Origin of the sequence: Salinicola lusitanus (assembly GCF_038648475.1) — a bacterium.
In the GTDB taxonomy this organism is placed as follows: domain Bacteria; phylum Pseudomonadota; class Gammaproteobacteria; order Pseudomonadales; family Halomonadaceae; genus Salinicola; species Salinicola lusitanus.
In genome coordinates this window covers 2,481,107-2,493,744 of sequence record NZ_CP151919.1, presented here as the reverse complement: position 1 = coordinate 2,493,744, position 12,638 = coordinate 2,481,107, and the positions used below count along the sequence as shown (strand labels likewise).

Below are 12,638 nucleotides of genomic sequence, written 5' to 3'. Positions count from 1 at the left end.
TTGTAGATGCCGGCCAGTGTAGCGAAAAGGTGTGGCGTCAGGGCGCCAGATACCGCCGCGGCACGCGCGGCAGCACGCCGGTGAGCAGGGTGTAGCCGATGGTGTCGCAATGCCTGGCAACCTCGTCGACACCGAGACCCCGGCCCCACAACACCACTTCGCTGCCCACTCCGGCGTCGGGCAGATGGCTGATGTCCACTGTCAGCATATCCATGGAAACACGCCCGACCAGCGGACAGCGCTGTCCATCGACCAGCACGGGCGTGCCATCGGCGGCATGCCGGTCATAGCCGTCGCCATAACCGGCGGCGACGACGCCGATCCGCGCCGGCCGAGAGGTGCACCACCGACCGCCATACCCCACCGGCTCTCCCTTCGGCAACGTCTGGACGGCGATCAGACGCGATCGCAGTGTCATCACCGGCCTAAGCGTCAGGCCGCCCGGCAATGTGCCCTCGAGCGGATTGCTGCCGTAGAGCATGATACCGGGCCGATTCCATTGGCCATGCGTACTGGGCTTGGCCAGCGTCGCGGGTGAGTTGGCAATGCACAACGGTGCAGCCAACTGCTGGCTCACGGATTCGATGGTCTGCCGCTGACGCTCGAACTGGGACGGATCGTCCTGGTCGGCACTGGCGAAATGGCTGATCAGATGGAGGTTCTGGACACGATCGCGGGCGGCCTGCAGTTTGGCCCAGCGATCGAGAAATGCGGCCGGGTCGAAACCGAGCCGATGCATCCCCGAATCGAGCTTCAGCCACACAGTCTGGGGCCGCGCGGGAGAGTAGTTCAACACGGCATTCAGTTGCCAGTCGCTATGCACCACCTGCCAGAGTCCCAGCGCCTCGACACGTGCCAGTTCGTCGGCGTCGAAGATGCCTTCCAGCAGCAGTATTGGCTGCACGATGCCGCTGTCACGCAGACTCTCGGCTTCTTCCAGCGACGCCACGGCAAACGCCGGCGCCACTGCCGCCAGCGCCTTGGCGCAGGCCACGGCTCCATGGCCATAGGCATTGGCCTTGATCACCGCCATGGCCTGGCTGTGAGGCGCAAGCTCGCGGGCGACGGCGTAGTTGTGGCACAACGCACCGAGATCGATGTCGGCGATGAGGGGCCGGGCCATGACGATTCCTTCGGGACAAGCAGACGAAAACCGGCACCTACCACCGGCTGAGTCTCGCCATTTTACCGCGTTCGGGAACGCGCGCGGCAGCAAACTGCTTCGGATAGCGACGTCCGGAACGGCGACGCCGCTGCCGTGGCAGCGGCGTCGAACCCGGATTTCCTGACGGCGGGAGTATCAGGGCATGGATGGCGGCGTGGGGCGCTTGCCGATATCGTCCACCGCCGACATGTCGCCATCGTCGACCGATGTCAGCGACACAGGTTTGCTGTCACTCAGCCAGCGATTGGTGCCGCGAATCACCTCGAGACTGAGCACGCCAGCCTGCTGCCTCAGTTGGAGCAGATCCGTGACGTAGGTATAGCGGGCATCGGCATAGTCGGAGATCGATTCGTAAAGCGACTGCTCCGCATCCAGCACGTCGACGATGTTGCGCGTCCCGACCTCGTAGCCGGCGCGGGTCGCTTCCAGCGCGCTGCGACTGGAGACGATGGCCTCGCGTTGCGCATCGACCGACTCGACGTCGTTACTCACCTGAGTGAACAGCGAGCGAACCTGCTGCGTCGTGAAGCGACGCTGATCCTCGAAATCGTACTGCGTCGCTTCCAGGGAGTAGGTGTTCTGCCGCACCGAGGCACTGGTGGAACCGCCGGTATAGATCGGGAGATTGGCCTGCACGCCGACCTGGACATCCTCGTTGTGGCCCCGCAGCTCATCGCGATCGTTATCCGAGTAGGAGTAGTCCGCGAAGGCATCCAGTGTCGGCAGATGGCCGGACCGGGCGATATCGACGCCAGACTTGGCCAAATCGACCGCGGCCTGGGCGTACTGGATGGAGGGGCTGCTCAACAGGGCCATGTCGACCCAATCGTCGCGATTGGCCGGCGCAGGCGGTTGAATGGGCAATTCGTCGTCCAGGCTGGCGATACTGGCGTACTGCTGCCCGGTCAGGCGCTCCAGCGTCTCGAAACTCACCTGCAGGTCGTTCTTGGCAGCGATGCGCTGGGCTCGGGCCGAATCGAAGGCGGCCTTGGCTTCGTTGACATCGGTGATCGCCACCAGGCCAACGTTGAACTGCTCATTGGCTTGTTCGAGCTGGCGACCGATCGCCTTCTCCTGGGCTTGACGCGCGTCCAGGACTTCCTTGGCGCGCAGAATCTCGAAATACGCCTCGGAGACGTCATACAGCAACTGCTGTTGATCGATCTCCAACTGCAGCGCCTGCTGGCCAACCTGCTTCTTGCTCTGCTGGTATTCGTACCAGTTGGTGGCGTCGAACAGCGCCTGCGTCACGTTCACGCCCAGGCTGGTGCCGTTGTAGTCTTCGGAGGAGCTCGTGCCACTCCCCACCGCGCCGCCCTGGCTAACACTGGCGCCGGCATAGCTCTGGCTTTCCAGCGAATTGTAGCGATAGACGCTACCGGTGGCGCTGATCTGGGGCAGCAGATCGCCCCGCTCCACGTCCTGCCCGGCTTCGGTGCTCTTGAACGTCGAGCGTGACGAGTTCAATGTCGCCGAATGCTCCAGCGCGTCCTGCGTGATGGTCAACAGATCCGCCGCGTGAGCCGCGGGAGCGAACGCTGCCACGACCAGCAGCGAAATGGCATGTCGCAGGGGGGAGCGCGACGGCAACGAAATGAGAGGCGACATCGGGACATTTCCTATCGTTGGGCACTGAAGACGACACCAAGCCGACCACGCGAGTCCATGCCGGCGTGCACCAGCCGGAACCACTCTCGGCATCGCCCAGCTACCCAAATCATGGCTGTTTTCTGGCGGACTCGAGACGCCGAGAGGTGTCGACGTCATCCGGAACCATACAACAAACGACCGAGGCGCCAGCACTCTGCTGACGCCTCGGCTCGAGGTTTACATACAATGCCGCATGTATGCGACCGGATCAATAGCCCGATCGGCGTTCACGACCATTTCCGCTCGGAATGCACCGCAGCGGTCGCCTCACTCGAAAATCGAGTCCATCGACAACCCCTGCTTTTCCAGCATCCGGCGCAGCTTCTTGAGCGCCTCGACCTGAATCTGGCGCACACGCTCTCGCGTCAGTCCGATCTCCTCGCCGACCTCCTCGAGCGTGGCGGCTTCGTGCCCCCGCAGGCCGAAGCGTCTCAGCACGACTTCCCGCTGCTTGTCGCTCAACTCGACCAGCCACTCGTCGACGTGCTGCTTGACGTCGTCATCGACCAGATTGGACTCCGGGCCGACCTCGTTCTCGTCGGCCAGCGTATCGATCAGTGGCTTGTCGCTCTCGGCGCCCATGGGGTAGTCGACCGAGGAGACGCGCTCGTTGAGCCCCAGCATGCGCTTGACGGTGCTGACCGGCTTGTCGAGAAACTCGGCGATCTCCTCGGCCGTGGCCTCGTGATCGAGCTTCTGGGTCAATTCGCGGGCGGCCCGCAGATAGATATTGAGCTCCTTGACCACATGAATCGGCAGACGAATCGTGCGCGTCTGGTTCATCAAGGCCCGCTCGATGGTCTGGCGAATCCACCAGGTGGCGTAGGTCGAGAAGCGAAAACCGCGCTCAGGATCGAACTTCTCCACGGCGCGAATCAGTCCCAGGTTACCCTCCTCGATCAGATCGAGAAGCGACAACCCACGGTTCAGGTAACGTCGGGCAATCTTGACCACCAGGCGCAGGTTGGATTCGATCATGCGCTGGCGCCCGGCCGGATCCCCTTTCTGGGCGAGACGGCCGTAATGCACTTCTTCCTGCGGGGTCAGCAGCGGCGAAAAGCCGATCTCGTTGAGATAGATCTGTGTCGCATCGAGGCTGTGGTGGTAGGAGTTCTCTTCACGGTTCAACGCCTTTTCGAAGGCATCTTCATCATCCTTGCGACCCGTGTTATCGCTATCGACCTCCGCGGTATCGACATCGTCGAGCTCAACATCCTGAATTTCCCGTTCAAGCATGCTCATGTCCACTACCCCCAATCTTGGCTTCCTGAGTACCTCGCCACGACGACAGCGCGCCATGGCGACCGCGTATTCCTTGCAGTCTTGTTAACTTCCCTGACGAAGAGGCCATGGTCCCGCTATCTGGGACTCTCTTTCCGGCGCCAGCGGCGCCCCGACATCCACTCTACCGAGCTAGGTCGAGCGTGGCTGTTCGGATGCGTCCATGAATAACGGTTTCGGGTTGGTCTCTCCACAGCAACCCAGGCCAGGCGCGGAAACGAACGACGTGTCGGGTTTCCGCACCGCAGTCTGGAGGCGCCAATGCAGGATCAGCGCGCAGGCAGGTATTTGAGTGGGTCTTGAGGTTGTCCGTTCACGCGAACCTCGAAATGTAGCTGGACCTGGTCAGCATCCGTCTGCCCCATGGTAGCTATCGTCTCTCCGGCCTCAACGACATCGTTCTCTTTTACCTTCAACGAGTCGTTGTGTGCGTAAGCGCTCAAGAAGCGATCATTGTGCTTGAGGATGATGAGATTGCCATATCCCCGCACGCCGTCGCCGGCATACACCACAATCCCTGGTCCGGCTGCTTTGACAGGTTGCCCCTTTTGTCCGGCAATATCAATGCCGGGAGTGATGTTCGAATCGTCATCGAACTTGCCCACCAGTCGCCCGTTTGCCGGCCACTGCCAAGGCACGTTCTCGACCGGCTTGTAAGTCCTGTCGGAACGATCCGGGGCACCGCTCGGTTCGCCGGCGACTTCCGTGCCGGCGTCCGCGCCAGTGGCCGTTTTCGTGCTACCACCACCGAGTGAAGCAGAAGAAGATGACGATCCGGTGTCACTCTTCCCGGCGGTGGAGGCAACGCCCCCTGCCGCGCCCGCCGCCTGACCGCCGGCACTGGTACCGCGATCTCCCGCGCTGGCAGCTGAGCCGCCCTGGGCCGCGTTCGCGGATGAAGTGTCGTTGCGAGCGCCATCGGCAGCGCCACTCTGGGCGTAGACAGGTCCGGGAGACGAGCCGCCGCTCGCCGCCTGTCCGCTGCCCTGCCCTGCGACCTGCCCGCCAGCGGCACTGCCGCTACCACCGTCGGACGGCAGCAGCCAGGAGGGATTATCGTCGCCAGAGGCGCTCTGGGCCCCGTTGCCGTTTGCGGCACCTAGCCCGGTGGCCGTTACTCCGCCCCGGCTGGAACCGCTGCTGGCAATGGCTTGCCCACCGGCGACACTCGCCCCGGACTGCAACCTCAGTTGCTGACCCGGCTCCAGGCGGTAGGGAGGGGAGATGCCGTTGAGTTGAGCCAGGTCGCGGAAGTCGACACGATTCTGCCAGGCGATCCCGTAGATGGTGTCGCCGCTCTTCACCGTATAGGTCGAGGGTGTCTCGCTGTTACGACTGATGGAGAGGTCCTGGACCTGTGGCCGTCCGCTCGAGGTGGTGCAGGCACTCAAGCCGACGGCGACGAGCGGTACGAGCCCCAGTAACAGTGCAGTGCGACGCTTACTCATGAGATGAAGTCCTTTTTCGGAACGAGAAATCCGGAGGTGATGACGACACGCGTCAGGTCGTGACCTCTCTACGCTCTCCCAGGCAGATTACCACCACGATACCGAGGAGGATCAATGCCGCTGCCAGCAACCCCTGGGAGGGCTGCCCGGTGACGGCGGCGTAGTCCGCCGGAGCCAGGTAATGGTAGGCAAGGGCCACCTGCTGTCCGTCGGCGGCCATGCGATAGCTGGCGATCTGCCGCCAGGGCCACAACTGCGGCAACGAACCCAGGATGAAACCGACGATCGTCATCAGCGTCATGGCATGGTGGTGGCGCAACAACCAGGACAGTAGACGGGAGAAGGTGAACAAGCCGAGCAGACAACCGGCACCGAAGATCGCGATGAGCCCGAGGTCGAAGCTCTTGATGCCGTTCATCACGGTGCCGTAGAGCCCCATCACCAGCAGCAGGAAGCTGCCCGACACGCCGGGCAGCAGCATGGCGCTGATGGCGATCGCGCCGGCCACGAACAGCGTCGCATCGCCAGCCTGGCTCATGTCGGGCAGCAGACGCGGCAGGAACGCGGCCAGCACGAGACCCAGCATCACCGGGAGCAGATAGCGCCAGCGCCAATGGCCGACCTGACGCATCACCACCCAGGCCGACGCCAGCACCAACCCGAAGAAGAAAGCATTGAGCAACAGTTGATGATGGGCCATCAGCCAGGTCACCAGGTGCGCGATCGTCACCAGACTGATACCGATCCCCAGCACCAGCGGGATCAGAAAACGCAGGTTGAGATAGGAGACCAGGCCGGCAAGACCCCGCTCGCGCCAGACGCCGAAGGCCCCCGGACCGAAACGCCTGATGGTCTCGATCAGCTCCTCGTAGATCCCCACGATCAACGCGATGGTCCCGCCGGAAACGCCCGGAACGGCATCCGCGGCGCCCATCCCCATCCCCTTCAATACGATTTTCGCGATGCGTTTCAACGAATGACTCCCTCAAGCAATGGTACGAAACGCACCTCTTCGAGACGCTGATGATCGAACGCCAGGCCACGCCGACGCACCCGGGTCAGCCACTGCCGTCCCTCCGCGTCCGCCAGCGGCGCGATCAGGATGCCGCCGTCGCGCAACTGGGACAGCAACGCCTGCGGCAGCTCGCTGGCGCAGGCCGTCAACAGGATGACGTCGAACGGCGCCGCCTGCGGCCACCCCATGCCGCCGTCGGCATGGCGCAGATTGACGTTATGCGCGCCGAGCCGCGTCAGCCGCTGGCGGGCGCGGGCCTGTAACGCGGCGATACGCTCGACGCTCCAGACGCTCTTGACCAGGCGCGACAGAATCAAGGTCTGGTAACCGGACCCCGTGCCGATCTCCAGCACGCGCTGCGGCTCGGCCAGCGCCACCAGTTCGCTCATCCGGGCGACGACCCAGGGCTGGGACAGGGTCTGCCCCAGCCCCAGTGGCAGCGACGTATCCTCATAGGCACGATGCGCCAGCGCCTCGTCGAGAAACAGGTGGCGGGGTTCCGCCGCCATCACCTCCAGTACCCCCGAGTGACGGATCCCGCCGATCGACAGACGTTCGACCATGCGATTGCGAGTTCGTTGCGATGTCATGCCGACACCGCTGAGTTCCTCAGGCGTGTGACAATCCATCAAGCCAGCCCTGTACATCGTTCAGCGTCTCGTGACGGGTTAGATCGGTCTGCAGTGGCGTGATCGAGACGAAACCCGCCTCGATCGCCGCGAAGTCGGTGTCCGGGCCATCATCGGCGTTTTCGGAGACCGCGGCGATCCAGTAGCGATCGCGCCCACGTGGATCCTTGATGTGAATCGGCTGGGAGGCCGGCCCCCGGTATCCCAGCCGAGTCACGCGGAATCCCCGGACTTCGCTCCACGGCAGGTCCGGCACGTTGACGTTGAGCAGGCTGCGCGGCGGCAGCGAGAGGTTCTCCGCCGCACCGACGAGGCTGGCCGCCACCCGGCCGGCGGTCTCGAAATGGCGCTGCCCGCAAAGCGAGATCGCGATGGCGGCCATCCCTAGGTTGCGCCCCTCCATGGCGGCGGCAACGGTTCCGGAATAGAGCACATCGTCGCCCAGGTTGCCGCCATGATTGATCCCGGAGATCACCAGGTCGGGCTTCTCGTCCCACACCCCGTTGACGCCGAGATAGACGCAGTCCGCGGGCGTGCCGTCGACGCTATAGAACCCGGAGTCCATTGCGGTCAACGCCAGCGGCCGTGTCAGCGTCAGCGAATTGCTGGCACCGCTCATGTCGCGATCGGGCGCCACGACCCGCAGTCGCGAGTGCCCCTCGAGCGCCAGCGCCAGCGCTTTCAGCCCCGGTGCATGCACCCCATCGTCGTTGGATAGCAATAGTCTGCGCATCTCTTCTCCTTCCTCCTCGAGCGTCGGGCCGGTGGGTCAGACCAGGGTCGGATGCCGGAACAGCTCCCTGAGCACCGACGTGGCGAAGGCACCTCGTGGCAGCGAGAACGAGAGCCAGGCGGCGTCGCCATCCGTCTGCCACTCGGGCTCCTTGAGCCGCAGCCGTAGCGGTCGCCGCTCATGGTTCACCCCCGCCTGCACCAGCCCCTCGGCCAGGTCGGGGCAGCCGGCGGCGATGCGGATTTCCCGCTCGGCCACCTCGCCCAGGCTCTCCAGCCGACCCCGTCCCCAGAGTGGGCCCGTCGGGTGCAGATCGCCAGCTTCCGCCCTCGCGAGCAGCGCGTCGTCGATCTCCGTCGCAGCGAAGCGACTCGCGGTGCCTTCCAGGTTGAGGACGTCGCCGGGCTGAGGCACGCACCAGGTACCATCGGCGACCCGCGCCGACAGTACACTGTTGAAAAGATAGCTCCGGGCCGTGGAAAGCAGTAGCCCGTGCGGGTCCTGCCGCTTGCGCCAGCCTCGGGCCAGCAGTTGCCGGGCGCGAAAAAGATTACGCCCCTCCGGGCCGAAGCGCTGGGGGCCGAAATAGTTGGGTACGCCTAGCTGTACCAGCCGGTCCCAGCGCTCGTGGGTAGCCGACGACACACTGGCCTCTCCGCCGATCCTCAACCGGAAGCGGTTGGCCCGGTGCACGCCGCGCTTCAGCTTGCGCGGGTGCCGGACTGCCTGGAGGCAGGTGACACCTCGCTCGACGAGCCCTGCCTCCCAGTCCGGCGGCGGTTCGCGTCCCGGTAGCGCTAACGAGAACCACTGCCGCGTCACCGCGTCGCGATCCTTGAGACCGCTGAACCCGACGTCCCGCACCGGAATGTCGACGGCCCGGGCAAGCAGTCGGGCCAGGTCAGGCGTCGTCATGCCGCGCTTTTCCACCCACAACCACCAGTGCTCGCCCTGCCCCTCCGGAATGAAATCGAACACCTCCTCGACCTGGAACTCTTCCGGGCTCTGGCGGTAGTCGCCAGCCGTCGCGGGCGCTCCCGCCAGGTAGTGCCAGGCTGGCGGCCAAGCGATCGATGACGACACCGGGTCACTCATTTGGCGTCCGCGACCAGCAGCACCACCGCTTCCGCCGCAATCCCCTCACCGCGCCCGGTGAAGCCGAGACGTTCGGTGGTCGTCGCCTTGACGTTGACCGCCCCCAGCTCGATTCCCACATCGGCAGCGATCGCTTCGCGCATACGCGGAATCCATTCGGCCATCCGCGGTGCCTGGGCCATCAGCGTGGCGTCGAGATTGCCGACTCGGTAGCCGGCCTCACGAACCAGCCCGACGACGTGCCGCAGCAGCGCCCGGCTGTCGGCACCCTTCCAGGCCGGATCGGTATCCGGGAAGTGACGTCCGATGTCGCCCAACGCGCAGGCACCCAACAGCGCATCGCTGATCGCGTGCAGCAGCACGTCGCCATCCGAGTGGGCGACGAAACCGTGATCGAAGGGCACGCGAACGCCGCCGATCATCAGATGATCGCCGTCGCCGAAACGGTGCACATCGAAGCCGTGGCCGATTCTGAAACTCATGCTTCGACTCCCTGGTCGAGTGCGTCCGCCGAGGTCTCGGCCTGCAGCGCCAGAATTCGCGCGGCCATGGCCAGATCCTCGGGATGCGTGATCTTGAGATTGTCGCGGCTGCCGGTAACGAGCCGCGGCGCCAGGCCCAGCGCCTCGATCGCGGAGGCTTCGTCGGTTACCTTGACCCCGGTCGCCCGGGCGGCGTCCAGCGCCTGGCGCAGCAGATCGAAGCGAAAGACCTGCGGCGTCAACGCATGCCACAAGCCATCACGGGGCTCGGTGTGACTGATACGGCCCCACGCATCGGCGCGCTTCATGGTATCGGCCGCCGGCGTGGCCAGCAGCGCCCCGATCGCCTCGTCCTCGAGCGCCCCCTGCAGGGCACGTAGATCCTCGATCCGCACGCAGGGTCGCGCCGCATCGTGCACCATGACCCAGTCGTCGTCGGCGGCTTCCTCGGCCAGGGTGGTCAGCGCGCGCGCCACCGTATCGGCGCGTTCGTCGCCGCCACCGACACGCAGCCAGCGGTCGAACGGCACGTCTTCGGCGTCGAAGTACTCGTCGTCGGGATCCAAACAGAGGCGCAGCACGGCCTCGGGAAAGGCCTGATGCAGGCGTTCCAGCGTTCGCGCCAGCACACTTCTCCCCTGCAGGGTAAGGTACTGCTTGGGACGGTCGGCCTGCATGCGCTGGCCGCGGCCGGCGGCGGGCACGATCAACCATAGCGTCATGGCTGCACTACCCCCGTGCTGGCGGCGGGGCCGTTGCCGGGGCTGTCGACACCGGGCACCCAGAAGAACTGCTCGTCCTGCCGAACCATGCCGATGTCGCTGCGGGCGCGCTCCTCGATGGCATCGAGGCCGTTCTTGAGATCGACGACTTCGGCGGCAAGGCGGTCATTGCGCGCCTTGAGCGTATCGGTGGTCCCTTCCAGCGTATCGGCGCGAGCCTGAATATCATTGAACTCCCGAATGCCGCCCTCGCCGAACCACAGCCGGTACTGCATCAGCCCCAGCATGACAACCAATACCACAATGACCCATTTCCACATCGCCAAGGTTTCCGATCGGCACGATTCATTTCGGACGGTGCGTTCCCAAGCTCTGTCTGAAAAATCGGCGAGCGATGGCCAGACAAGGCAAAAATTGACGAAAAAGCGGAGTTTACGAGGTGTAAATGAGCATTTTGCGTCAATTTTTAACGCCGTATGGGCGAGCGCAGGCATTTTTCAGACAGAGCGCAACAGGCCGCCCCCCCGGAGATCAGGGGCGCGCCTGACCACTGTCGGAGCGCAGGGCATTATGCCATCATCGCCGCACGCGGCCCACCGTCACGGCACAAACCGGATTAGACGACCCTCATGTACAAGCTGGCGTTCTTCGTTCCCGAGTCCCACCTGGAAAGCGTCAAGTCGGCGGTGTTCGCCAGCGGCGCCGGAAGAATCGGCGATTACGAGGCGTGCTGTTTCCAGGTCCGGGGAGAGGGCCAGTTTCGTCCGCTGGAAGGCGCCACTCCCCACATCGGGAAGACGGGCGCGCTGGAAACGGTCGAGGAGTATCGGGTCGAACTGGTCTGCGAGGATCATCGCATCCGCGCGGCGGTCGCCGCGCTGGTCGAGTCACACCCCTACGAGGAGCCCGCCTACGACGTGTGGCCGCTGAGTTCGTTGGCCTCGCTGCCCGAGGCCTGAGCGCGGGCGCTAGGCGGAACCGAAGTAACGCTCCCGCTCTTCCCGGCCGATCTGGCTAAGATGCAGTTCGAAGGTACCTCGTCGCCGATCGTCGAAGAAGTGGCGCAGCGTGCGCTCGATGGTCGGGAAAGCGAGTTCGTCCCAGGGGATCTGCGTCTCCTCGAACAGTTCGACTTCAAGGCTCTCCGGCCCGGCCGCGAAATCGCCATCGAGATCGCCCAGAAAAATCATGTAGACCTGATTGATGTGCGGCAGGCTGATCAGCGTATACAGTGTCGGCTCGGCGACGATGGCGCAGGCCTCCTCGCGGGTCTCACGCAGCGCCGCCTGCTCCACGGTTTCGGCGTTTTCCATGAAACCCGCCGGCAGCGTCCAGAACCCCTTGCGCGGCGAAATGGCCCGGCGACACAGCAGGATGCGCTCACCGGCCACCGGCAGCGTGCCGGCCACGATGCGCGGATTCTGGTAATGGACGGTGCCGCAGGCATCGCACAGGAATCGCGGACGATCGTCGCCATCGGGAATCGCAAAACGCACGGTGTGACCGCAGTGGCTACAGTAGTTCATAGCGCCTCGAATTCGGAGGTCATCGAGCGGGGGGAGCCCCGAACGACGGCGCCTCGCGGGAACGCCAGACAGCGCCGGCCGGCGCGCCTGCCAACAGGGAGTCGAAAGCGCATGTTAGAGAAACTCCGCGAGCGCCTGCAAGCACATCGCCCAAGTCGCTTAAGCGGTGTTCATCCCCAGGCAGCGGTCCTGCTGCCGATCGTCGCCCGAGCCGAGCCCACGTTGCTGTTCACGCAGCGCACCGCCCACCTCGCCCAGCATGCCGGCCAGGTCGCCTTTCCGGGGGGCAAGCGGGAGCCCGAGGACAGCGACCTACTCACCACCGCTCTGCGGGAAACCCGGGAGGAGATTGCACTCGCGCCGGAGCGGGTCGAGATCATCGGTCGGCTCAGCGACGTCTTCTCGCTCTACGGCCTGCGCGTGACCCCCTTCGTCGGCGTGATCGCGCCGGACCTGCCGCTGGTGGCGGAACCGGGCGAGATCGAGGCGATCTTCGAGGTGCCGCTACGCCACTTCCTCGATGACTGTCGCAGCCACACCGATGTGATCCCGGTCGACGATCAATCCTGGTACGTTCCCAGCTACCCGTTCGAGGGCCGCACGATCTGGGGGCTGTCCGCCATGATGCTGGTCGAGCTGCTGGCCGTCGGCTTCGAATGCGACATCGCCCTGGATCGCAAGCCCGCCCAGGGCGAATTGCGCTATCACCCCCAGCGCCGTCGCTCCGTTGCCGCGCGCCCCGATCGTTCGAGCTAGGGCCTGTGCACGCTATCCACGCGCCGCGACGGAGCCGGTTTTCTCGCGAGGCTGGACGCGAGCCAGGGGTTGTGGCGGGTGCGAGCGCTTGGCTCGTAACAACGCCTCGCGGCGTATACTGTGAACAGGCCCTAGC

14 protein-coding genes are annotated in these 12,638 nt (G+C 64.7%); 2 read left to right on the top strand and 12 right to left on the bottom strand.

The annotated features are described in order from the left end of the window. Positions 1-37 precede the first annotated feature (37 nt). The 11 genes from alr to AAGT95_RS11245 form a co-directional block, all read right to left on the bottom strand. On the bottom strand, positions 38-1,123 hold the full coding sequence (gene alr, locus AAGT95_RS11295; protein ID WP_342593843.1) for an alanine racemase: 1,086 nt from the start codon (positions 1,121-1,123) through the stop codon (positions 38-40). A gap of 177 nt (positions 1,124-1,300) precedes the next feature. After that, positions 1,301-2,773, bottom strand: a complete 1,473-nt coding sequence (locus tag AAGT95_RS11290) for a TolC family outer membrane protein (RefSeq protein ID WP_342593842.1) — start codon at positions 2,771-2,773, stop codon at positions 1,301-1,303. Between the two features lie 309 nt (positions 2,774-3,082). After that, positions 3,083-4,057 carry an RNA polymerase sigma factor RpoS gene (rpoS, locus tag AAGT95_RS11285; RefSeq protein WP_110602963.1) on the bottom strand — a complete coding sequence of 325 codons (975 nt, stop codon included), beginning with the start codon at positions 4,055-4,057 and terminating at the stop codon, positions 3,083-3,085. Positions 4,058-4,365: 308 nt separating this feature from the next. Continuing rightward, entirely contained in the window at positions 4,366-5,544 is a 1,179-nt protein-coding gene (locus tag AAGT95_RS11280; protein ID WP_342593841.1) for a peptidoglycan DD-metalloendopeptidase family protein, read from the bottom strand. 52 nt (positions 5,545-5,596) lie between these two features. Then, positions 5,597-6,517: a DUF368 domain-containing protein gene (locus AAGT95_RS11275; protein WP_342593840.1), complete on the bottom strand. Its 921-nt coding sequence runs from the start codon at positions 6,515-6,517 to the stop codon at positions 5,597-5,599. Then, on the bottom strand, positions 6,514-7,149 hold the full coding sequence (locus AAGT95_RS11270) for a protein-L-isoaspartate(D-aspartate) O-methyltransferase (RefSeq protein WP_232822287.1): 636 nt from the start codon (positions 7,147-7,149) through the stop codon (positions 6,514-6,516). The genes AAGT95_RS11275 and AAGT95_RS11270 overlap by 4 nt, the downstream gene beginning before the upstream one ends. A 19-nt stretch (positions 7,150-7,168) precedes the next feature. Beyond that, positions 7,169-7,921: a 5'/3'-nucleotidase SurE gene (gene surE, locus AAGT95_RS11265; RefSeq protein ID WP_110602959.1), complete on the bottom strand. Its 753-nt coding sequence runs from the start codon at positions 7,919-7,921 to the stop codon at positions 7,169-7,171. 36 nt (positions 7,922-7,957) lie between these two features. Then, entirely contained in the window at positions 7,958-9,016 is a 1,059-nt protein-coding gene (gene truD, locus AAGT95_RS11260; RefSeq protein ID WP_110602957.1) for a tRNA pseudouridine(13) synthase TruD, read from the bottom strand. Next, positions 9,013-9,498: a 2-C-methyl-D-erythritol 2,4-cyclodiphosphate synthase gene (gene ispF / locus AAGT95_RS11255; RefSeq protein ID WP_110602955.1), complete on the bottom strand. Its 486-nt coding sequence runs from the start codon at positions 9,496-9,498 to the stop codon at positions 9,013-9,015. Before ispF ends, truD begins: the two co-directional genes overlap by 4 nt. Continuing rightward, positions 9,495-10,220 (bottom strand): 2-C-methyl-D-erythritol 4-phosphate cytidylyltransferase, encoded by a 726-nt coding sequence (ispD, locus tag AAGT95_RS11250; RefSeq protein WP_110602953.1) that lies wholly within the window; start codon positions 10,218-10,220, stop codon positions 9,495-9,497. Before ispD ends, ispF begins: the two co-directional genes overlap by 4 nt. Further along, complete coding sequence (locus AAGT95_RS11245; RefSeq protein ID WP_342593839.1) at positions 10,217-10,522, bottom strand: septum formation initiator family protein; 306 nt, start codon at positions 10,520-10,522, stop codon at positions 10,217-10,219. Before AAGT95_RS11245 ends, ispD begins: the two co-directional genes overlap by 4 nt. A 327-nt stretch (positions 10,523-10,849) precedes the next feature. On the opposite strand from AAGT95_RS11245, the gene AAGT95_RS11240 reads away from it, so the two are divergent. After that, positions 10,850-11,179 (top strand): NGG1p interacting factor NIF3, encoded by a 330-nt coding sequence (locus AAGT95_RS11240; protein WP_110602949.1) that lies wholly within the window; start codon positions 10,850-10,852, stop codon positions 11,177-11,179. A gap of 9 nt (positions 11,180-11,188) precedes the next feature. On the opposite strand, the gene AAGT95_RS11235 is transcribed toward AAGT95_RS11240, so the two are convergent. After that, on the bottom strand, positions 11,189-11,746 hold the full coding sequence (locus AAGT95_RS11235; RefSeq protein WP_342593838.1) for an NUDIX hydrolase: 558 nt from the start codon (positions 11,744-11,746) through the stop codon (positions 11,189-11,191). Between the two features lie 111 nt (positions 11,747-11,857). On the opposite strand from AAGT95_RS11235, the gene AAGT95_RS11230 reads away from it, so the two are divergent. Further along, positions 11,858-12,502, top strand: a complete 645-nt coding sequence (locus AAGT95_RS11230) for a CoA pyrophosphatase (protein ID WP_342593837.1) — start codon at positions 11,858-11,860, stop codon at positions 12,500-12,502. Positions 12,503-12,638: the final 136 nt, after the last annotated feature.

Excerpts from the sequence above, each read along its gene's own strand:
- alr (WP_342593843.1), bottom strand. The coding sequence starts at position 1,123 with ATGGCCCGGCCCCTCATCGCCGACATCGATCTCGGTGCGTTGTGCCAC.
- AAGT95_RS11290 (WP_342593842.1), bottom strand. The coding sequence starts at position 2,773 with ATGTCGCCTCTCATTTCGTTGCCGTCGCGCTCCCCCCTGCGACATGCC.
- rpoS (WP_110602963.1), bottom strand. The coding sequence starts at position 4,057 with ATGAGCATGCTTGAACGGGAAATTCAGGATGTTGAGCTCGACGATGTC.
- AAGT95_RS11280 (WP_342593841.1), bottom strand. The coding sequence starts at position 5,544 with ATGAGTAAGCGTCGCACTGCACTGTTACTGGGGCTCGTACCGCTCGTC.
- AAGT95_RS11270 (WP_232822287.1), bottom strand. The coding sequence starts at position 7,149 with ATGACATCGCAACGAACTCGCAATCGCATGGTCGAACGTCTGTCGATC.
- surE (WP_110602959.1), bottom strand. The coding sequence starts at position 7,921 with ATGCGCAGACTATTGCTATCCAACGACGATGGGGTGCATGCACCGGGG.
- truD (WP_110602957.1), bottom strand. The coding sequence starts at position 9,016 with ATGAGTGACCCGGTGTCGTCATCGATCGCTTGGCCGCCAGCCTGGCAC.
- ispF (WP_110602955.1), bottom strand. The coding sequence starts at position 9,498 with ATGAGTTTCAGAATCGGCCACGGCTTCGATGTGCACCGTTTCGGCGAC.
- ispD (WP_110602953.1), bottom strand. The coding sequence starts at position 10,220 with ATGACGCTATGGTTGATCGTGCCCGCCGCCGGCCGCGGCCAGCGCATG.
- AAGT95_RS11240 (WP_110602949.1), top strand. The coding sequence starts at position 10,850 with ATGTACAAGCTGGCGTTCTTCGTTCCCGAGTCCCACCTGGAAAGCGTC.
- AAGT95_RS11235 (WP_342593838.1), bottom strand. The coding sequence starts at position 11,746 with ATGAACTACTGTAGCCACTGCGGTCACACCGTGCGTTTTGCGATTCCC.
- AAGT95_RS11230 (WP_342593837.1), top strand. The coding sequence starts at position 11,858 with ATGTTAGAGAAACTCCGCGAGCGCCTGCAAGCACATCGCCCAAGTCGC.